Raw genomic sequence first — 20,906 nt, forward strand, 5'->3', positions numbered from 1 at the left:
CCAGTTCGGCGTCGTCCAGCAGGTTGACCAACGTGACAATGTTGTAGCCGCCCTGCATGGTGCCGAGCAGTTCAACCGCGCGCTTCTTGTCGATCAGAGGGGATTTGGCTTCGCCTTTGGCGAGGGCGGACAGGAAGCCGGCCTTTACATAGGCCGCTTCGTCCACGCCAGGTGGAACGCGATGGGTGATCAGGTCAATGAGGAACGCTTCTTCGCCAACCGGAGGATTTTTCAGCAGCTCAACCAGGCCTGCCGTTTGTTCGGCGTTAAGCGCCAAGGGTGGAAGCCCTTGCTCGGCACGTGCTTGTAATTGTTGTACGTAGGTCTCAAGCACTGGGCTTCTCCTGTCATACCGCGTGTTGTTGAGTGAACGAACAGGGCGCAAAGCAGCCGGGTATTGGTCCACTAAATAAAGGTAGGAACAGTTGTTCAGTAATCGAGGGTGACCACCCAAAACCACCAGATCAACTGTTCCTACAAAAGGTGTTCTGTCCCGAAGCCGGAAGGCACAGATCGGTGTCTGCCCCAATCGGAGATTTTCGCCAATGACACTCATTGTCGACACTATTTCGTGATCGAGCCGAAATATAATGATTTGTCGGAGGGTAATCAACAGGATTGTCGACACATTTTGGATGGTGGTCGAAATGTTATGCCGCAAATGGCGGTTGGGGCGGCTGAAATATTTGATTGATCGCAACGGGTGTCGACAATGAGATGGCTCTGTTGCAGGCGTGCCAGAGCCCTCAGCCGACCGGCTCGACCGTACAGCTCATTTCCCCAGAGCCTGGCTTCTGGAAAAACACCCCATAGTCGTTTTGTCGGAAGCTGTAGTTCCCCTGGTAATCCTTGCCGATGTATCGGCTTCCTGAATCACTTGGCACCTGGTTCAAGGTGATCGAGGCGTTTGCCCATTTCAGGTACACGACACCCGGCTGCGTGTGAAAGTAAGTGGCGGCAATCAGCGCGTTGAGTCCGATACACCGAAACGCCAGGGGGCCATCGGTCAGTCTGTCGGGGTCTTTGGTTCTCACAATGGCCGAGCCTTGGCGTAGCTGGTGCGCACGCTCGGCATAACTTCGGACCGTGCAGGTCTTGGGCTCCGGCGCGGTGCCACACTGATTGCGGGCATCGATCCAGAACTGCTGGTCACGCATGACTTTGTCGGGAAGCGGTACGGAATGTTCATCCGTGAGCGCCAGGCGATAGAGACGCATCAGTTCAATATCCATCTGCGCCAGTTGTGGATCGTGGCAGATGAGTTTTTCTACGCGTGCTCTGGCGTCGCCGCAGTCGAAGCTGGTTTTGTAGGTTGGCGCAGGCTTGGCAGGCTTGGCATGCTTTTCATGCTTGGCAGCATCGGCAAAGGGGATCGTCGCCGCGCATACGCTGACGAGAAGACAGGTGAAAAGGGTCGTGACCGTTTTCATGTTGACGTCACCCGGATTGTGACAAGCTTCTAAAAAACAAAATAAAAATCTAATAAAAACAAATTGTTATGAGGTCTTGTAGCTAATAAAAAACCCTCGGGAATTTGGTTTTCTATCGTTTTCAATCAACCTCTTTCTTGCCCACACCTGTACCTGATCATTTCAAGTCAAAGGCGTGACTGTAAAGTAGCACGACGGTCTGACAGTCGCTCATTACGGTGCCGACGCTGCGATGCTCGGTCATAGCCATCACCACTGACGAGTAGGACCCCGAGTCCAGGACGCATTACTGTGAACAAAATGATGGTTATCCAATTTTGAACAATTAAACCGGTGGTTCGTCGCGCTGGCGAAATTGTTGGGCGCGCTCGACGCTGTGGGTCATCTGTGCGGACGCGTGAAGGGTCAAGGGATGCTGGGTAAAACCGGGTCTTGGGGAAATGTAATCGGCCATTTCTCTGGCAACGGCGAGCTGACGTTCCGAGCCTTCGGCCAGCAACGCGATGACCAGGTTTTCCAGGGCAATGACTCGGACTCGCAAGTGAACCAGTTCGGCGTTGGTCAGCGCGGGCGGGGCGGTAAACGCATCGCCCTCGATGGATGTTGCAGCGGCTTGATCGTCCCATGTCGACAAAGGTGGATGGACTGGTGTCTCAGCGTTTGGGAAAGGATTTTTATTGAGCATGAGCGAGGTCTCCAAGGGTGTTCAGCGGTTAGAAGCTTAGCCCCTGGATCGCGCATGGGGAGGGCAATCGCTCGATGTCGATATCTTGATATCAATCAAGGATGGCTTTGCGCAGAGGCTGTAGGGTGGAAAAACGCCTCGGGGCTGGATCTGGCCGAGCACAACGAGCGTGCCTACAACCATTAAGGTGGCCTGAAACAGTGCAACGCCGGCCCAGGGCCGGCGTTGTTGTTTTACGGTTACTGCGACGCTTGATTCAACGCCGGCGCCCGCTTGCCGAGTTTCATTAGCCAGTAGTAACTCAAGGCCGGCACCAGCAAGCCGACCAGCCAGGCCAGGTCGACACCATCCAGTGCCGTGGCCACCGGGCCAACGTACAACGTGGTGTTCATGAACGGAACCTCAAGGGCAATCGCCAGCAGGAAACTGCCGCAGGCGATCCAGTTGACCCTTCCATACATCCCGTTGAGGTCGAAGATGTCATCGATCCGGTACTGGCCTTTTCGCAGGCAGTAGTAGTCCACCAGATTGATTGCCGTCCAGGGGATCAGGAAGTAGCTCATGAAGAAAATGAAGTTGAGAAAGAAGCTGATGAAGTCGTCCTGACTGATCGTGCACAGCGCAGTCGCCACCAGGCTGATCACCAGCATGAACAGGCCACGCACTCGCGGTGTCACCTTGAGCCGGGCGAAAGGTTCAATCACGGTGATGGTCGACATGAACGCCCCGTACAGGTTGAACACGTTGATTGACACCTGGCCATAGACAATGAAGGCGAACAGCAGGATCGCGCCGCTGCCGAACAGCCCGGCGACATGGCCGCCAACGTTGCTGGAAAAGTCGCCGATGCCGACGCTCAGGATTGCCCCGAGAATCATCATCCACGCGCCGCCACTGACCGTGCCGGCGTAGCTGTACCAGAACACCTGAGCGGTCGGCGTGCTGCTTGGCAGGTAGCGCGAATAGTCAGCGACATAAGGCGCATAGGACAGCTGCCAGGTCACGGCAATGCTCACCGCCACCAGAAACTTCGACAGCGAAAAGCCTGTTGGCAGCCATTGTTCGGCGGGAATCGACAGCTGTAAGGCAAACAACGTGGCGGCGGCAAACACCAGCAGTGAAAGGATCGAGAGCAGCTTTTGCAAACGGTGAATCAGCCGATAGCCGTACAGCGCAACGACGAAGCACAAGGCACCGATCAGGTAGATGTTGCCGCTGGCCGGCAACGGGCTGACGGACTCCAGCGCCTGAGCGGCGAGCAAGGTGTTGCTGACGAAGAAACCCAGGTAGATCAGCATCACGAACAACAGCGGCAATACGGCGCCCAACACGCCGAACTGGGCGCGGCTCTGGATCATCTGCGGGATGCCCAGCTTCGGGCCCTGGGCTGAGTGGGACGCCATGAAAATCGCCCCGACCAGCGAGCCGATGATGATTGCCAGCGCGCTCCAGAACAGGTTGAGCCCCATCACCACCGGCAGCACGCCGGACGCGATGGTGGTGATGTTCATGTTGGCGCCGAACCAGATATAGAACAGCGAAGCGGGACGACCGTGGCGTTCGGTTTCGGGGATGAAATCGATGCTTCTTTTTTCGACTTTCATGGCGATTACTCCTGAGTCCGAACGAGATGGGCTTGCAGACGGGCGATGGTGCCTGGCAGCTCATGGGGCTGATGGGCAAACATGTCCGGGTGCTCGGGATTCAGGCTGACGTAATCGAGCTGTTGCAGGGCGCGCTGACATTCGGTGCTGGTGAGAATTTCCAGTGAATAGACCCAGTTGGCCATGATCAGCAATGCCGAATAGTGCCCCGCCAGGGTGGTCGTGGTGCAGGCGTCGCTGACCAGCCGAACGTGATAACCCAGCGCAAAGGCATCGAACACGCTGCTGAGTACGCAGACATCCGTCAACACACCGCAGATGATCAACGTGTCGACTTCCAGCGTCTTGAGCAGGGTATCGAGGTTGGTGCGGTGAAAGGCACTGTAACGGCCCTTGTCGATGATGAGTTCACCCGGTTGAGGCGCCAGCTGTTCGATGATTTCCACTTGCCGGGTGCCGGCGCGATAGCTACTGGGGCCGCCGTCGCTGGCCCGGGGTTCACCGCGCGGCAGGTCAATGCCGTCGGCTCGGTTGGTATGGCGGGTATAAATGACAGGCGTCCGCTGACTGCGGGCGGTTTCGAGCAGGGCTGCGGTATGGGCAATTACCGGGTCGAAGTTTTCCAGGACGAAACCGTCCTCCTGCTGCATGTCGATGATCAACAGCGCGTTTTTATTGTTCATTGAGCAAACCTGATCAAAGGCGAAACACGATGCACCGTTATTCGCCGTGAGAGGGCGAGGTGTCGGTGCGTGAATTCCAGTTCGGGTGGGCTCAGTGAACTAACTGCCAGAAGCCATTCTGCTTGGCTGAAACACTGGCGCGCAGGCGCTTGAAATGCAGGTGCGAAGCGGTCCATTCACCGCGCAGATAAGCCCGCGCGGCGCCGGAGGGAAGGGCGAGTGATTGGAGACGACCATTGAACATGGGAATCGACCCTTGTGGGAGTGAGCCTGCTCGCGAAAACGCCCGGACAACGCGGTTATTCAGGCGGAGCACGTTATCGTTGACGTCCATCGCGAGCAGGCTCGCTCCCACAGCGCAGAGTACTCAGCGGAACGCCGGGACCACGTGTTTGATAAACAGCTCCAGGGACTTTTTCTTCTCGGCGTGCGGCAGGCTGTTGTCGCACCAGAAGCTGAATTCGTCGACGCCCAGTTCCTGGTAGTACTTGATGCGCGGAATGATTTCTTCCGGGGTGCCGATCATGGCGGTCTTGTGCAGGCTCTCCAGTTCGAACTCTGGACGGCCGGCGAATTTCTCCTCAGGGCTCGGCGCCAGGAAGCCGTTGACCGGCGTTTCCTTGTTGCCGAACCAGGCATCGAAGGTGCGGTAGAACTTGGCGATCGCCTTGGCCCCGACTTTCCAGCCTTCAGGTTCGTCAACCGAGTGGACATGGGTGTGACGCAACACCATCAACTGTGGGCGTGGCACGTCCGGGTTGTTGTCCAGGGCGGTCTGGAATTTGTTCTTCAGGTCGAGGACTTCTTCGTCGCCCTTCATCAGCGGGGTGACCATGACGTTGCAGCCGTTGGCCACGGCGAAGTTGTGTGAGTCCGGGTCGCGCGCGGCGATCCACATCGGCGGATTAGGCTTCTGGATCGGCTTCGGCACGCTGGTGGACGTCGGGAATTTCCAGATATCGCCATTGTGGGCGTAGTCACCTTGCCACAATGCTCGAACCACCGGAACCATTTCCCGCAGCGCCTGACCACCGGAAGAAGCAGGCATGCCGCCGGCCATCCGGTCGAACTCAACCTGATACGCGCCACGGGCCAGGCCGACTTCCATGCGACCGTTGCTGATCACGTCCAGCAATGCGCATTCACCGGCGACCCGCAACGGGTGCCAGAACGGCGCGATGATGGTACCTGCGCCCAGGTGAATGGTGGTGGTCTTGGCAGCCAGGTAGGCCAACAAAGGCATGGGGCTTGGCGAGATGGTGTATTCCATGGCGTGGTGTTCGCCGATCCAGACGGTGCTGAAACCGCCGGCCTCGGCCATCAGGGTCAGTTCGGTCAAATCTTCGAACAACTGGCGGTGGCTGACGCTTTCGTCCCAACGTTCCATGTGTACGAACAAGGAAAACTTCATGACGCTACCTCGGATCTTTTGTTGTCGGCCTGTCGACTGCGGGCCTGATGGTTATTGGTATACCATAATACGCTATTCGCGCAAATTATTTCCGGATCAGCTGACTCATGCAAGTACGGGCAGGGCGCCCATCTTGCCGTGGCAATACACCAATGGTCCGGTGTTTTGCTGTGGCACGATCAGGTTCTTCACGGCACCCACCATGATCGCGTGATCGCCGCCTTCATATTCGCGCCACAACTCGCACTCGATGACCGCCGTAGCGTTGGCCAAAATGGGGTTGCCCAGTTCGCTCAAGGTCCATTCGATACCTTGCGCCTTGTCTTTGCCTTTTCGCGCGAACGCATAGGCTTCGCTCTGCTGGCCGCCGGAAAGCACGTGAATGGCAAAGCGTTTGTTCTTGATCAGAACGGGATAGGAGTCGGAACTGTAGTTCGGGCAGAACAGCACCAGGGCCGGGTCCATGGACAGCGAGCTGAAGGCGCTTGCGGTCAGGCCGACGATTTGACCGTCGTCATCCAGCGTGGTGATCACCGTTACGCCGGACGGGAACGAGCCCATGACTTGTTTGTAGATGGCGGCATCAATCATTGGACGGTCCTCGGGTGGTGAAACGTGTTTTTATCGGTTTGTAGGTATGATGGTATACCGTAATACATCGTTTGCAAGTGCTTTTTCTGTGGACTGATAAACGTACACCTTTGGTCTAAAAGTCAGCATTTACGGGGGGTTAAGATAGGAGGCGTGTGCACTTTTACGGCAGGATTGCGGATCAGATGGGTGCGCAAAGACCGAATCAGTCTTGTGAAAATGTTGGAATACCATAATATGGTCCGCATCTGAGGGGTGCCAAGATGTGCCCCCGGTTTGGCTTCATACAAAGATAAGAACAGACAAACTCGAGTTCATGCATATGTCCCAGATGTCCCGGCAAGACCCGTTGATCGAGAATCACACGGTCGATTACGTTCCACTCGCAGAGCGCCACGGGAAGGCCCGCGATCTTTTCACTTTATGGTTCAGCACCAACATTGCACCGTTGCCTATCGTTACGGGTGCCATGGTGGTTCAGGTGTTCCATCTCGATCTGTTCTGGGGGCTGCTGGCGATAGCGCTGGGGCACATGGTCGGCGGGCTGGTGATTGCCCTCGCATCGGCTCAGGGACCCCGCATGGGAATTCCGCAAATGGTGCAGAGTCGCGGCCAGTTCGGGCGCTATGGCGCGCTGCTGATCGTGTTCTTTGCCGCCCTGATCTACATCGGTTTCTTCATCTCCAATATCGTGCTGGCCGGCAAATCGATTGTCGGAATCGCTCCCTCAGTCCCGGTCCCCGCAAGCATCCTCATCGGCGCCCTCAGCGCTACGGCGATCGGGGTGATCGGTTATCGTTTCATTCACACCCTGAACCGCATCGGCACCTGGGTCATGGGCAGTGCCTTGCTTGCGGGTTTCCTCTACATCTTCGCCCATGACCTGCCGGCGGATTTCTTTACCCGCGGCGGGTTTAACCTGTCGGGCTGGTTGGCCACGGTGTCTCTGGGGATCATCTGGCAGATCAGTTTCTCGCCTTATGTGTCGGACTACTCGCGCTACCTGCCGGCCGATATCGGCATCGCCCGTCCGTTCTTCGCCACTTATCTGGGCGCAACCCTGGGCACGATCCTGTCGTTTACCTTCGGCGCGGTGGCGGTACTGGCGACCCCTGAAGGTACCGAAGCCATGGCGGCGGTGAAGCAATCCACCGGGTGGCTGGGGCCGATTCTGATGGTGCTGTTCCTGCTCAATATCATCAGTCACAACGCCTTGAATCTGTATGGCGCGGTACTGTCGATCATTACCTCGATCCAGACCTTCGCCAGTCAGTGGACGCCCAGCATCAAGGTGCGTGTGGTGTTGTCGAGTGTGGTGTTGGCAGGTTGCTGTGTGGTGGCGCTGGGGGCGTCTGCAGATTTCATTTCGCAGTTCATCGGACTCATCCTCGCGCTGCTGCTGGTGCTGGTTCCATGGGCCTCGATCAACTTGATCGACTTCTATGTGATCAAGCGCGGGTGCTATGACATCGCCTCGATCTTCCGTGCGGATGGCGGGATTTATGGGCGGTTCAATTGGCATGCAATCGTGGCGTATTTCATCGGGATCATCGTGCAGCTGCCGTTTGCCAATACGTCGCTGTATGTGGGGCCGTATGCCAATCTGGTTGAGGGTACGGACCTGTCGTGGTTGGTGGGGTTGGTGGTGACTTGTCCGCTCTACTATTGTCTGGCTACGCGAGGGGAGGCTCGGGGGAGCAGGGCTTCGAGGTTGAGTTATACCCGTTGATTTAAGTTTGTTTGGGATGCCCGGCTTTTTGCCGGGCATTTTTGTTTGGGCTCTTTGATTGTGTACATATCCATTCCTGCGGTAACGGCTGCTAGCGGTTTCGCTCTTACAGCGAGTCACTTGGAAAAGCCCCAAGTAACCAAGGGCTCTTGCCCCTTTCGTTCGGTGCCTCGGCCAGGCTCGGCATGCCCTCGCTCCGGTCCTGCTCCGTGGGCCCGCCGCCATCGGCCATCCATGGCCGGGGGCGGCTAACCCGGCATCCATGCCGGGTTGCCCACTGCGCAGAACCTCCACTCGGCCTCTCGAGGGGGCGTGCACCGCAAACGCTAAAGCGAGGCGGCCGACCGGCCTGACCGGGAGGTTGTACGCATTTCCCTGTGGGAGCTGAGCTTGCTCGCGATGACTGTAGAGCAGTCGACATCGAAGCGCCTGACCCACCGCCTTCGCCAGCAAGCCGTGCTCCTACAGGGGAGTGTGCCAAACACAAATGTTGTGTACATCACTGAACAATGTGGGAGCGAACCTGCTCGCGATGACGTCTGCGAAACAAATAAGGCGTGGAATAAATGCAAAAAAAAGGGCCACCGCAACCCGACGTTGCGGCGACCCGAGAGTGGCACTTAACTAGCAGCTCACTGGCGTGAACATCAAAAAATCAATGCGCCCCAGCAGCCTTGTTCAAATCGCTCTCAGCCCATTCGGTATAGACGCAGGCATCCGCAGTAGCCCAGCGCACACGCACCGGATCACCTGCTTTCATTGGCATGCCAGCAGCTGAAAGTGCCTTCACGGTCATCGACGTACCGCCCGAGGTCAGTACGCTGCAGGTCTGGCTTTCGCCCAGGAACAACACCTCCACAACCTTGGCTGATACTTCATTCCAGCCCGCAGCCAGCGGCTCCTGAGTGGCTTGTTCGATACTCAGTGCCAACGCCTTTTCCGGGCGCACCATCAGCAAAACATCCTGATTGGTTTGCAGGCCGGCTGTCAGGCGGATCGACAGCGATTGCCCTTCGAACGAAGCCACCGCGTTGCCCTGAGCCTTAAGTTTCAGGAAGTTCGAGTTACCGAGGAACGAGGCGACGAACGCATTCGGCGGGTTCTGGTACAAGTCATAGCCACTGCCCAGGCCGACGATCTTGCCGTGACTGAAAATCGCGATGCGTTGGGACAAACGCATGGCTTCTTCCTGGTCGTGGGTCACATAGACAATGGTGATGCCCAAACGTCGATGCAGTTGGCGCAATTCATCCTGCAAGTCTTCGCGCAGCTTTTTATCCAGCGCACCAAGGGGTTCATCCATCAACAGAATGCGTGGCTCATAGACCAGCGCCCGGGCGATGGCGACGCGTTGTTGCTGCCCCCCGGAGAGTTGCGAAGGGCGGCGATGGGCGAATTGTTCAAGCTGCACAAGCTTGAGCATTGCATCGACCCGACGTTCACGTTCCGCTGTGGCCAATTTGCGAATCGCCAATGGGAAGGCGATGTTGTCGCGCACCGAAAGGTGCGGGAACAACGAGTAGCGCTGAAACACCATGCCGATGTCACGCTTGTGTGGCGGCACGTTGACCAGCGATTGGCCATTGACCAGGATCTCGCCGCTGCTCGGTGTTTCGAAACCGGCCAGCATCGACAGGGTGGTACTTTTACCGGAGCCGCTGGAGCCGAGAAAGGTGAGGAATTCACCGTCCTTGATGTCCAGCGAAATGTTGTCCACGGCGGCAAAGTCGCCGTAGTGCTTGTTCAGGTTGCGCAGGCTTACCAGCGACTGGTCGTTCTGTTGAGCGGAATCTTTAATCACTGCACTCATGTCGTACTCCTGCGCGCTCAGGCGCTGATTTCATTGCGCCGGCGCAGTGCGGCGGCGATCACCATGACCAATACCGAGAGGCCGATCAGCAGCGTCGAAGCGACGGCGATCACGGGCGTCAGGTCCTGGCGCAGGGTGGTCCACATTTTCACGGGAAGGGTTTGCAGGGTCGGGCTGGCCATCATCACGCTCAGCACCACTTCGTCCCACGACACCAGGAACGCAAACAGGGCACCGGCGACCATGCCCGGACGGATCGCCGGAAAGGTCACCTTGAACACCGCTTGCAGGCGTGATGCACCGCAGATCACAGCGGCATCCTCGATCGACTGGTCGAACAGCTTCAGCGAGTTGATGATCGAGATGATGGTGAACGGCAATGCAACGATGACGTGGCTGACCACGAAAGCGAACATCGTCCCGGTGTAGCCCAGTTTAAGGAACAGCGCGTACACCGCCACGGCGATGATCACCAAGGGCACGATCATCGGCAGGGTGAACAGGCCGTAGAGCATTTCCCGGCCAGGGAAGCGGCCGCGTACCAGGGCAAATGCAGTGGGCAGGCCCAGGGCGACGGCGAAGAATGTTGTCAACACCGCAACCTTGAGGCTGGCCATTGCAGCGTTCATCCAGTCGGCGTTGGAGAAGAACTGGCCGTACCATTTCAGCGTCCAGCCCGGTGGCGGGAACACCAGCCATTGCGACGATCCGAACGACAGCAGCACGATGAACACGATCGGCAGCAAAAGGAACAGACCGATCAGCCCGGTGGTGAAGTACAGGCCGAAGCGCATCCGACGGCTCATGGCATTAGGGGTCAGGAGCATGACGGCTTACCTCGCGTTGCTGGCGCCAACCGGGGATTCCGGTTGAAGCTTCAGGTAGAAGTAGAACAACACCAGCGTAATGACGATCAACAACGCGGCACCGGCGCTCGCCAGCCCCCAGTTGAGGAAAGACTGCACCTGTTGAATGATGAACTCGGGCAGCATCATGTTCTGCGCACCACCCAGCAGCGCCGGGGTGACGTAGTAACCCAGAGACATCACAAACACCATCAGGCCACCGGAGAACAGGCCTGGCCGGCACAGCGGCAGGAACACCCGGAAGAAGTTGGTCCAGGGACTGGCACCGCAGATCGAGCCGGCTTGCAGAATCATCGGGTCGATAGCCTGCATGGTCGCCTGCAGCGGCAGTACGATGAACGGGATCATGATGTAGCTCATGCCGATCACCACGCCGGTGAGGTTATGCACCATCTCCAGCGGTTGATCGATGATGCCCATCGCCATCAACGCCTTGTTGATGACCCCCGAAGCTTGCAACAGCACAAGCCAGGAGTAGGTACGGGCAAGGAGACTGGTCCACATCGACAACAACACAATGTTGAGAATCCAGCGACCCCAGCCATGCGGCACCAGGGTGATGGCCCAGGCCAGCGGAAAGCCCAGCAGCAGGCTGAACAGTGTCACCAGGCCGGCCACCGAGAAGGTGTTGAGCAGCACCCGGGCATACGCCGAGTTGGCGAACAATTGCTCGTAGTTGCCCAGCCCTGGAACCGGCTCAAGCACGCCGCGCAGCAGCAGGCCAATCAACGGTGCCAGAAAGAACAGACCGAGGAACAGAAGGGCGGGGATCAGGTTGCTCGAACCACGCCAGCGTTGTGCCAGAGTCGGGGATTGCCTCATCGCAACCGCCTCGCCGAGGGCCAGACCGGCAGCACCATTGGCGCTACCGGATGCAGTGGGTTGACGGGGCGCGGTTACCGTCATTTTCATTTGACCAGCCATTCGTTCCACCGTGTCGCGATGGCAGGACCGTTTTTGGCCCAATACGCGAAATCAAGAGTGATCTGATCCTTGGCGTAGGCAGTCGGCAGGTTAGGTGCCAAAGCCGAATCCAGGAGCGCGACGCTGTCGACGTTGACCGGAGCGTAGGCGGTCAGGTTGGAGAAGTCGGCCTGACCCTTGGCACTGCTGGCGTTAGCCAGGAACTTCATTGCTGCGTCCTTGTTTTTCGAACCTTTGGGAATGACCAGGATGTCGGCCATGACCAGGTTCTGTTTCCAGCTCACGCCGACGGGGGCGCCGTCTTCTTGCAGCGCGTGAATGCGGCCGTTCCAGAATTGACCCATGCTCGCTTCGCCGGAGGCCAGCAACTGTTGCGACTGAGCGCCGCCGCCCCACCAGACGATGTCTTTCTTGATGGTGTCGAGTTTCTTGAAGGCCCGATCCAGGTCTAGCGGATAGAGTTTGTCCGCGGCGACGCCGTCAGCCAGCAGCGCCAGTTCCAGCACACCTGGGCTTGGCCATTTATAGAGTGCGCGTTTACCGGGGTAGGTCTTGGTGTCGAATAGCGCGGACCAGTCCTGGGGTTTGCTGGCGCCGAGCTTGCTTTCGTTGTAGCCGAGGACGAAGGAGAAGAAGAACGAGCCGACGCCGTGATCGGAGACGAACCGCGGGTCGATTTTATCCCGTTCAATGACTTTGAAATCGAGGGGTTCGAGCAGGCCTTCGGAGGCGGCGCGCAAGGCGAAGTCAGCTTCGACATCAACCACGTCCCACTGCACGTTGCCGCTTTCGACCATGGCTTTGAGTTTGCCATAGTCGGTGGGGCCATCCTGGACCACGGTGATGCTGCTGGCCTTGCTGAACGGATCGGCCCAGGCTTGCTTTTGCGCATCCTGAGTGCTGCCGCCCCAGCTGACAAAGTTGACGCTTTCAGCTGCCATCAACGCTTGGCTGGTCACGCTCAGCAGTCCCGCAAAAAGAACCGCGGTTGCACGTTTGTTCAACACCATTTTCACGCCCTCATTGTTGTGTTTATGAGCGGGGCTTCGAGCGCCCGCCTATCGGGAGCAGTAGGTCCATCGAGTCAGTTCTGACTGTCCGGTCTATGGAATATCATATTATGGTATTCCAAACTTTGTGCAAGCACTTTGCCGTACCGGCTATCAGCCAAAACATGCTTTTTTGTTCGGCGAGGGCATTGCCCAACCTAACTCGAATCCAGAGGACGACTTGCCCTTTGTAGGAGCTGGCTTGCCAGCGATGGATTCACAAACACCGCGTTTATCCGGCAAACACGCGTCATCGTTGACGACCATCGCTGGCAAGCCAGCTCCTACAGTGGGTCACTATTCACTGGGCGAACGGGATGCTTTCTACGACTTCCAGGTCGTACCCGGTCAAACCCGCGTATTTGAGCGGTGGGCCGAGATGACGCAGTTTGCCCACGCCAAGGTCTTGCAGGATCTGCGCCCCAGTCCCCACTTCAGAATAGATGCGTGACTGCGAACGGCTGAACTGGCGAGGCGGCTGCGTGAGTTGCGGTACACGCTCGAGCAATGCCTGTGACGACTCATGGTTAGCCAACACCACCACCACGCCACGACCTTCTTCGGCAATCCGCTGCAACGCGGCCCATAGCGTCCAGTTGGACGGGCCGCTGTACTCGGCGCCGACGAGATCGCGCAATGGGTCGATCACATGCACACGCACAAGCGTCGCTTCATCGCGGCGCAAGTCGCCCATCACCATTGCCATGTGGACACCGCCTTCGATGCGATCCTCGAAGGTGATCAGACGAAAGGTGCCGTGCACGGTGGGCAGCTCGCGTTCACCGATGCGCACCACGGTGTGTTCGGTGCTCAGACGGTAGTGAATCAGGTCGGCGATGGTGCCAATCTTGATGCCGTGCTTGCGCGCGAACACTTCCAGGTCCGGACGACGGGCCATCGTGCCGTCATCGTTCATGACTTCTACGATCACCGAGGCCGGCGTGAAGCCTGCCAGGCGCGCCAGGTCGCAGCCAGCCTCGGTATGACCGGCGCGGGTCAGCACGCCGCCTTCCTTGGCGCGCAACGGAAAGATGTGCCCCGGCTGTACCAGATCGGTGGGCCCGGCATTCGAGGCAACGGCCGCCGCAACGGTGCGCGCCCGGTCCGCCGCGGAGATGCCGGTAGTCACCCCGGTGGCGGCCTCGATGGACACGGTGAACGCGGTGCTGAACACACTGCCATTGCTCGGAACCATTTGCTCCAGACCCAGGCGCTGGCAGTGGTCGTCGGTCAGCGTCAGGCAGATCAGGCCACGCGCCTCACGGGCCATGAAGCTGATCGCTTGGGCTGTGCAACAGTCGGCTGCCAGCAGCAGATCGCCTTCGTTTTCCCGGTCCTCGTCATCGACCAGTAGCACCATTTTGCCTTGGCGATAGTCTTCGATAATTTCTTCGATAGTGTTGAAGGCCATGTCGGGAATCTCAGTGTTTGATGGAAATGTATTGTGGTATACCATAATACAAAATCAACCGAGAGGTCACTATGAAGGCGTACTGGATTGCTCACGTGGATGTCACCGACCCCGATCAATACAGCCAATACACCCTGCGGGCACCGCAGGCATTTGCCGAATATGGCGGACGATTGCTGGCGCGCGGCGGGCGCAGTGAGGCGATGGAAGGTCGGCCGACGCCACAACGCAGCGTGGTGATCGAATTTGACTCTTATGAACAGGCGCTGGCGTGCTATCGGTCAGATCTGTATCAGGAGGCGAAAGGGCATCGCGAGGGGGTGGCTCGGGCCGAGGTGATTATTGTCGAGGGTGTAGCGCCAGCATGAAAAACGCCACATAACCCTGTAGGAGCCGGCTTGCCGGCGAAGGCGTCCTTGAGCATTGCACTTATCTTGCGGGCGCCTTCGCTGGCAAGCCAGCTCCTACAGGGGATACCGGTTTTCGCTAGCGGATGAAATGAATCTTGCCGCTGTCGTCGTTGCCGATGTAGATGCCATAGACGCCGGCCTGCCGTTCCTCGATGTAGCGCTCGAGGATCTGCCGGATCGCCGGGTAATAGATGCTGTCCCAAGGGATGTCCTCGGGTGCAAAGAATTTGTAGTCGAGGGTTTCCGGCCCGAACTGGCCAGTGATTTCCAGGGCGATGGCGCGGAAGATGATGTACACCTCGCTGATCTTCGGCACGCTGAAGATCGAGTAGGGTGAGAGGATTTCGCCCCGCACGCCACTCTCTTCCCAGACCTCGCGCAACGCTGCCTGCTCGGTGGTTTCGCCAGCCTCCATGAAGCCCGCTGGTAACGTCCAGGTGCCGGGGCGCGGCGGGATCGCGCGTTGGCACAGCAAGTACTTGCCGTCCTGCTCGATGATGCACCCGGCAATGATTTTCGGATTGATGTAGTGGATATAGCCGCAGCTGCGGCACATCAGGCGCTCGTGCGTATCGCCCGGCGGTTGCTGCTGACCGAGGTCATTGCCGCCGCACTTTGGACAAAAGCTCGGGCTGAACATGATTAGCGACCTATGCGCGGTTCTTTGAGCGCGATGGGTTGGGTGATCTCGGGGATCGCCCCGGTCTCATCCTGCTTGCGCTTGAGGTAATCGAGGGCGACGGTGGCGGCGGCGCGGACGTGGTCGACGCAAGCCTGGTGAGCGGCCAGAGGATCACCGCTCTTGATCGCCTCGACCATGCGTTCCATTTCCTGGTTGCTGGCGCCACGACGGTTTTCCTGGGACACCGACGTCGCGCGCAGGTAGCTGATGCGCGCCTGAAGCTGACGCAGCTGAGTAGCCGCGACGTGGTTACCGGAGCCTTCGAGCAGTACGTCGTAGAAACCTTGCACGGAGTCGATGACTTGTTGCAGTTCGCCTTCCTTGAGCGCCTGACGGTTTTCCTCCAGGGCTTTTTCCAGGGCCTTGATGTCCTTGGCCTTGGCGCGCAGGGTGAACAGCTGAACGATCAGCCCTTCGAGCACGCAACGCAGCTCATAAATATCGACGGCATCGGCCAGGGTAATGATCGCCACCCGTGGGCCCTTGGCGTCGGCAAATTCCACCAGACCTTCGGATTCCAGGTGACGCAACGCTTCGCGCACGGAGGTACGGCTGACGCCCAGGCGATCGCACAGATCGCGTTCGACCAGACGGTCTCCCGGCAGAAGCTGGAAGTTCATGATGGCGCTTCGCAGTTTATCCAGCACGATTTCGCGCAGGGTAACGGGGTTGCGATTGACCTTGAAGCTGTCGTCGAGTGGCAGGCGTTTCATGGGGTCCGCTCTGAATGTGGCTGTCCATGCAAAAAGAGCACTTCGATCCTTTGGATCATCCGTACTCATTCAATCAAACAGCCAAGGTTAACTGGAGGCCTCGGCATCGGCTTCGGCGAACGCTTCACGGGCGAGCCGGAAACTGTCGACGGCAGCGGGTACACCGCAATATATGCCGACCTGAAGCAGAATTTCGCGTATTTGCTCACGACTCAGGCCGTTACGCAAGGCACCGCGCACATGCAGCTTGAGTTCGTGAGGCCGGTTGAGGGCCGAGATCATGGCCAGGTTGATCATGCTGCGCTCTTTTAGCGACAAACCCTCACGACCCCAGACGTGGCCCCAGCAGTACTCGGTGACCATTTCCTGCAACGGACGGGTGAAGTCGTCGGCATTCTCGATGGAGCGTTTCACATAGGCTTCACCCAGTACCTGGGTGCGGATCTGCAAGCCTTTTTCGTACTTCTCGTTACTCATTTCGCTTATCTCCGTGGGGCACGGATATCAGTGCTGTTCTGTCGGAGCCCGGCTTGCCGGCGAAGGCGTACTCAAGAACGCCATCGCCGGCAAGCCGGACTCCTACAATATGACCAACATGACCTAGAGCCCGCCCATCAGGGTGTATTTAAGTTCAAGGTAGTCTTCGATGCCGTACTTGGAGCCTTCGCGGCCCAGACCCGAGGATTTGATCCCGCCAAAAGGCGCGACCTCAGTGGAAATCAGCCCTTCGTTGATCCCGACCATGCCATATTCCAAGGCTTCACTCATGCGCCATGCCCGGCCCAGATCACGGGTGTAACAGTAGGCGGCCAGACCGAACTCGGTGTCGTTGGCCATTTGGATCGCTTGGGCTTCGCTGTCGAAGCGAAACACGGCTGCCAATGGGCCAAAGGTTTCTTCCTGGGCGACTTTCATCGCGCATGTCACGCCGGCTAGCACTGTTGGCTGGAAGAAGCCGTGGCCCAACGCGTGACGCTCGCCACCACAAAGCAATTGCGCACCTTGTGCAAGCGCGTCCTGCACATGGTCTTCAACTTTGGCGACGGCGCGGTCGTTGATCAGTGGGCCTTGATTGACCCCGGCATCGAAACCGCTGCCGACGTTGAGTTGCGAAACCCGTTCGGCCAACCGCGCGACGAAGGCGTCGTGAATTCCGTCCTGCACCAGGAAGCGATTGACGCAAACACAGGTCTGGCCGGCATTGCGAAACTTGGCGATCAGCGCGCCCTCCACGGCACGTTCCAGGTCTGCATCGTCGAAGACAATAAATGGCGCGTTGCCGCCCAGTTCCAGCGAGACTTTTTTCAGTGTCGGTGCGCACTGCGCCATCAGCAATTTGCCGATGCCAGTGGAACCGGTGAACGACAGCTTGCGCACCAAGGGACTTGCAGTCAGCTCGCCGCCGATGGCGACAGCGTCCCCGGTGATTACGTTGAAGATGCCCGCTGGAATGCCGGCCTGTTCGGCCAATGCGGCCATGGCCAATGCCGAAAACGGGGTTTCCGGCGCCGGTTTAACGATGCATGGACAACCCGCAGCCAGTGCCGGACCGGCCTTGCGAGTTATCATCGCGGCAGGGAAATTCCATGGCGTGATCGCCGCGACGACACCGATCGGCTCTTTGCTGACGACGATGCGCGCATCGCCCTTGTGGCTTGGAATGGTGTCGCCGTAAATGCGTTTGGCTTCTTCGGCAAACCACTCGATGAAACTGGCCGCATAGAGAATTTCCCCCTTGGCTTCCGCCAGGGGCTTGCCCTGTTCCAGAGTGAGGATTTCGGCAAGGGCATCGGCGTTTTCCAGCATCAGGGCGTGCCAGCGCTTGAGTGCGTTGCTGCGTTCCTTGGCGGTTATTGCACGCCAGGCTGGCCAGGCTTGATTGGCAATAGCGATGGCCTGGCGCGCTTCGGCGGCGCCAAGATTCGGCACCCGGCCAATCAGTTCGCCGGTGGCGGGGTTGAAAATGTCCTGTTGCGCACCATCGGGCGCATCCAGCCATTGGCCGCCGATGTAGGCCTGCTGGCGGAACAGTTGCGTGGCTGCTGGGCTCATGCCGGCTCCTACAGGGTTTTTTGTGAAGCCATCAAGCCAGGGCGGGCAGGGGACCCAGCTTGCCCTTGTGATAGATCATCGGTGTCACGGGTTGCTCGGGAAGAATCAGGTTCTTCACGGCGCCGACTATGATGGCGTGATCACCACCATCGTATTCGCGCCACAGTTCGCACTCGATGATCGCGGTGGCTTTGCGCAGTAGCGGGTTGCCCAACTCGCTCAGGTGCCAGTCGATGCCGCTGGCCTTGTCCTTGCCTTTTCCGGCAAAGGCATAGGCTTCGGCGGTCTGGTCGGCGGACAGCAGATGAATCGCGAACTGCTTGCTATCGCGTAACACCGGGTAGGTGTCGGATGCGTAATTGGGGCAGAACAGCACCAGTGCCGGGTCAATCGACAGTGCACTGAAGGCGCTGGCGGTAATGCCGACGATGCCGCCGTCCGGGTCCAGGGTGGTCACTATCGTGACGCCTGACGGAAACGAGCTCATGACGTCTTTGTAAATGCCGGGTTCGATCATTTCTCAAGACTCCTAACGCATCACGAACGGATCAGGCATCGGTGCCTGGGAGAGGTTGATCCACACCGTTTTCAGCTCGGTGTAGGCCAGCACCGAATCGATGCCGCTTTCGCGTCCATAGCCGCTGTTTTTGAAACCGCCGATTGGCGCCATGGCCGACACTGCGCGGTAGGTGTTGACCCAAATGATCCCCGAGCGCACGTCCCGGGCCAGGCGATGGGCACGGCCCAGGTCGCGGGTCCAGATGCCGGCGGCGAGGCCGAACTGCGAGTCGTTGGCGATCGCCAGGGCTTCGGCTTCGTCCTTGAAACGAATGACTGAAGCCACCGGGCCGAACACTTCTTCTTGCATGATCTTCATCGAGTTGCTATCGCACTCGAACAGCGTCGGCTCATAGAACCAACCGTCACCGAGATTGGCCGGACGCTTGCCGCCCAGGCGCAGTTTCGCGCCTTCGGCAATGGCATCAGCCACCAGACCTTCAACCACTGCCAGTTGCTGCGCGGTGGCCATAGGGCCCATTTCGCTGCTGTCTTCCTGCGGGTTGCCGATGCGGATGCGCTGGGCGCGTTCCACCAAGCGGCCGACGAATTCATCGTAGATTTCGTCTTGCACCAACAGACGCGAACCGGATACACAACTTTGCCCGGAAGCGGCATAGATCCCGGCGATCGCGCCGTTGATCGCGCTGTCGAGGTCAGCGTCGGCGAAAATAATGTTCGGCGATTTGCCGCCCAGTTCCAGCGACAGCTTGGCGAAATTTTCGGCGCTGCTGCGTACAACATGCCGCGCTGTAGCCGCACCGCCGGTGAAAGCGATTTTGCGAACCAGCGGATGGCGGGTGAGGGCGGCGCCGGTGCTTGGGCCGTAACCGGTGACGACGTTGACCACACCGGGCGGAATCCCGGCTTCCAGCGCCAGGCGCGCCAGTTCGAGAATGGTTGCCGAGGCGTGCTCGGACGGCTTGATCACGATGGTGTTGCCTGCCGCGAGGGCCGGAGCCAGTTTGATCGCCGTCAGGTACAGCGGGCTGTTCCACGGAATGATCGCGGCGACCACGCCCATGGCCTCGTGCACGGTGTAGGCAAACAGGTCAGGCTTGTCCAGCGGCAGCGTTCCGCCTTCCAGTTTGTCAGCCAGGCCTGCGGTGTAGTGAAAGAATTCCGGCAGATAGCCGACCTGGCCGCGAGTCTCGCGAATCAGCTTGCCGTTGTCGCGGCTTTCCAGCTGCGCCAGTTGTTCCTTGTTTTCGGCGATCAGATCGCCCAGGCGGCGAAGCAGTTTGCCGCGAGCGGTGGCGGTGAGACCTCGCCAGGCCGCACTCTCGAAGGCAGTCTGCGCAGCCTGTACGGCGCGCTCGACGTCAGCTTCGTCGGCATCCGGCAATTCAGCCCAGGCTTGTGCCAAGGCCGGGTTCAGGCTTTCAAAGGTCTTGCCGGACAGGGCATCGACCCATTCACCGCCGATGCACATCTGGAAGCGTGCGAGTGTCATGCAACGATCCCCTTTATATGGTTTGGTCGGGAGTGCGCGGTGTCGAGAAACTCCAGCAACAGCTGGTTGACCAGGCGCGGCGATTCTACGGGCATCATATGCCGCTGTTCGGCGAGCACGGCAACGGTCGCGCCGGGAATGCGCTGGGCCAATTGCTCAGCCATTTCGGGAGTCGATCCCGGATCCAGCTCGCCGGTTGCAATCAATGTCGGCACCTGGATGCTGGCCAAGTCCTCGGCACGGTACATGTCTTGGGTTGCAAACAATTCATAGGTGGTCAAGTAACCCTGAGGATCATTGCCCGCCAGTGTCTGGCGGATCGCAGCGATCTGCGCAGGATTGGCTGCCTGGTATTCACGACTGAACCAGCGTGACAGCGCCGCCTCAGCGTTGGCGTCCGGCCCGTGTTCGGCGGCCTGGCTGGTGCGGGCGATAACACCGGCACGTTGTTCAGGGCTGCGATTGAACACGCTGTTGAGCACCACCAGACTTTGCAAGCGCTGCGGGTAATGCAGGGCAAAAGCCCGCGCCACCAGCCCGCCCATGGAAAAGCCGATCACCGCGGCCTTGGGCAATTGCAGGTGATCGAGCAACTCCAGCAACTGGTCGGCATAGCCAAGCAGGGGGGTTCCATTTTCCGGACGAGGACTGGCGCCATGGCCCAGCATGTCGTAGGCAATGACACGGTACTTCGTGGCCAAGCCAACGATCTGGCCGCCCCACATTTCTTTATTCAGGCCCACGCCGTGGATCAAGACCACGGGCTGGCCTTGGCCGGTCGCCAGGTAACTGGTTCCAGCCGGGGTGCGTTCAGCGGTGAGCCGAATCATGGAGCGCTCCTGCAT

Annotated in this window: 21 protein-coding genes and 1 pseudogene; 2 read left to right on the plus strand and 20 right to left on the minus strand. The window is 58.8% G+C overall.

Annotated elements, in window-relative coordinates; genetic code table 11:
- The 8 genes and pseudogenes from KGB06_RS27980 to KGB06_RS28015 all read right to left on the minus strand — a co-directional run.
- A pseudogene (locus tag KGB06_RS27980) lies at positions 1-334 on the minus strand (aconitate hydratase B); the annotation flags it as partial.
- Positions 335-746: 412 nt separating this feature from the next.
- Positions 747-1,430 carry an MliC family protein gene (locus KGB06_RS27985; protein ID WP_223521515.1) on the minus strand — a complete coding sequence of 228 codons (684 nt, stop codon included), beginning with the start codon at positions 1,428-1,430 and terminating at the stop codon, positions 747-749.
- A 325-nt stretch (positions 1,431-1,755) separates the two neighbouring features.
- Complete coding sequence (locus KGB06_RS27990) at positions 1,756-2,115, minus strand: hypothetical protein (RefSeq protein WP_223521517.1); 360 nt, start codon at positions 2,113-2,115, stop codon at positions 1,756-1,758.
- 239 nt (positions 2,116-2,354) lie between these two features.
- Positions 2,355-3,719, minus strand: a complete 1,365-nt coding sequence (locus KGB06_RS27995; RefSeq protein WP_223521518.1) for a purine-cytosine permease family protein — start codon at positions 3,717-3,719, stop codon at positions 2,355-2,357.
- Between the two features lie 5 nt (positions 3,720-3,724).
- Positions 3,725-4,402 carry an isochorismatase family cysteine hydrolase gene (locus tag KGB06_RS28000; protein WP_223521520.1) on the minus strand — a complete coding sequence of 226 codons (678 nt, stop codon included), beginning with the start codon at positions 4,400-4,402 and terminating at the stop codon, positions 3,725-3,727.
- Positions 4,403-4,493: 91 nt separating this feature from the next.
- Positions 4,494-4,646 (minus strand): hypothetical protein, encoded by a 153-nt coding sequence (locus KGB06_RS28005; RefSeq protein WP_223521522.1) that lies wholly within the window; start codon positions 4,644-4,646, stop codon positions 4,494-4,496.
- A 123-nt stretch (positions 4,647-4,769) separates the two neighbouring features.
- Entirely contained in the window at positions 4,770-5,813 is a 1,044-nt protein-coding gene (locus KGB06_RS28010) for an LLM class flavin-dependent oxidoreductase (protein ID WP_223521524.1), read from the minus strand.
- Between the two features lie 105 nt (positions 5,814-5,918).
- Entirely contained in the window at positions 5,919-6,404 is a 486-nt protein-coding gene (locus KGB06_RS28015; protein ID WP_223521526.1) for a flavin reductase family protein, read from the minus strand.
- Between the two features lie 322 nt (positions 6,405-6,726).
- On the opposite strand from KGB06_RS28015, the gene KGB06_RS28020 reads away from it, so the two are divergent.
- The gene (locus KGB06_RS28020; RefSeq protein WP_223521527.1) at positions 6,727-8,133 is read left to right on the plus strand and encodes a purine-cytosine permease family protein; all 1,407 of its coding nucleotides are present in this window, start codon (positions 6,727-6,729) and stop codon (positions 8,131-8,133) included.
- A gap of 655 nt (positions 8,134-8,788) precedes the next feature.
- On the opposite strand, the gene KGB06_RS28025 is transcribed toward KGB06_RS28020, so the two are convergent.
- From KGB06_RS28025 to ribBA, 5 genes are all read right to left on the minus strand, one after another.
- Positions 8,789-9,943, minus strand: coding sequence for an ABC transporter ATP-binding protein (locus tag KGB06_RS28025; protein ID WP_223521528.1), 1,155 nt, complete (start codon positions 9,941-9,943; stop codon positions 8,789-8,791).
- Positions 9,944-9,960: 17 nt separating this feature from the next.
- Complete coding sequence (locus KGB06_RS28030) at positions 9,961-10,770, minus strand: ABC transporter permease (protein ID WP_223521529.1); 810 nt, start codon at positions 10,768-10,770, stop codon at positions 9,961-9,963.
- Positions 10,771-10,776: 6 nt separating this feature from the next.
- Positions 10,777-11,721, minus strand: coding sequence for an ABC transporter permease (locus tag KGB06_RS28035; RefSeq protein ID WP_223521530.1), 945 nt, complete (start codon positions 11,719-11,721; stop codon positions 10,777-10,779).
- A complete protein-coding gene (locus tag KGB06_RS28040) occupies positions 11,718-12,743 on the minus strand; it encodes an ABC transporter substrate-binding protein (RefSeq protein ID WP_223521531.1) in 1,026 nt (341 codons plus the stop codon). The genes KGB06_RS28035 and KGB06_RS28040 overlap by 4 nt, the downstream gene beginning before the upstream one ends.
- Positions 12,744-13,083: 340 nt before the next feature.
- Complete coding sequence (gene ribBA / locus KGB06_RS28045) at positions 13,084-14,193, minus strand: bifunctional 3,4-dihydroxy-2-butanone-4-phosphate synthase/GTP cyclohydrolase II (protein ID WP_223521532.1); 1,110 nt, start codon at positions 14,191-14,193, stop codon at positions 13,084-13,086.
- Positions 14,194-14,264: 71 nt separating this feature from the next.
- Here ribBA and KGB06_RS28050 point away from each other — a divergent pair, with 71 nt between their 5' ends.
- Positions 14,265-14,561: a DUF1330 domain-containing protein gene (locus KGB06_RS28050; protein WP_223521533.1), complete on the plus strand. Its 297-nt coding sequence runs from the start codon at positions 14,265-14,267 to the stop codon at positions 14,559-14,561.
- A 118-nt stretch (positions 14,562-14,679) separates the two neighbouring features.
- Here the strand turns inward: KGB06_RS28050 and KGB06_RS28055 are convergent, their stop codons facing one another.
- The 7 genes from KGB06_RS28055 to KGB06_RS28085 all read right to left on the minus strand — a co-directional run bounded on the left by KGB06_RS28055 (position 14,680) and on the right by KGB06_RS28085 (position 20,891).
- Complete coding sequence (locus tag KGB06_RS28055; RefSeq protein ID WP_223521535.1) at positions 14,680-15,243, minus strand: NUDIX hydrolase; 564 nt, start codon at positions 15,241-15,243, stop codon at positions 14,680-14,682.
- 2 nt (positions 15,244-15,245) lie between these two features.
- Positions 15,246-15,998: a GntR family transcriptional regulator gene (locus KGB06_RS28060; protein WP_223521537.1), complete on the minus strand. Its 753-nt coding sequence runs from the start codon at positions 15,996-15,998 to the stop codon at positions 15,246-15,248.
- An 87-nt stretch (positions 15,999-16,085) separates the two neighbouring features.
- A complete protein-coding gene (locus tag KGB06_RS28065) occupies positions 16,086-16,475 on the minus strand; it encodes a carboxymuconolactone decarboxylase family protein (protein WP_139645298.1) in 390 nt (129 codons plus the stop codon).
- 123 nt (positions 16,476-16,598) lie between these two features.
- A complete protein-coding gene (locus KGB06_RS28070) occupies positions 16,599-18,050 on the minus strand; it encodes an NAD-dependent succinate-semialdehyde dehydrogenase (protein ID WP_223521538.1) in 1,452 nt (483 codons plus the stop codon).
- A 31-nt stretch (positions 18,051-18,081) separates the two neighbouring features.
- Positions 18,082-18,567, minus strand: coding sequence for a flavin reductase family protein (locus tag KGB06_RS28075; protein WP_223521540.1), 486 nt, complete (start codon positions 18,565-18,567; stop codon positions 18,082-18,084).
- Between the two features lie 12 nt (positions 18,568-18,579).
- On the minus strand, positions 18,580-20,061 hold the full coding sequence (locus tag KGB06_RS28080; RefSeq protein WP_223521542.1) for an aldehyde dehydrogenase: 1,482 nt from the start codon (positions 20,059-20,061) through the stop codon (positions 18,580-18,582).
- Positions 20,058-20,891, minus strand: a complete 834-nt coding sequence (locus tag KGB06_RS28085) for an alpha/beta fold hydrolase (RefSeq protein ID WP_223521544.1) — start codon at positions 20,889-20,891, stop codon at positions 20,058-20,060. Before KGB06_RS28085 ends, KGB06_RS28080 begins: the two co-directional genes overlap by 4 nt.
- Positions 20,892-20,906: the final 15 nt, after the last annotated feature.

It is taken from the genome of Pseudomonas sp. GL-B-19, assembly GCF_019956415.1.
Taxonomy (GTDB): domain Bacteria; phylum Pseudomonadota; class Gammaproteobacteria; order Pseudomonadales; family Pseudomonadaceae; genus Aquipseudomonas.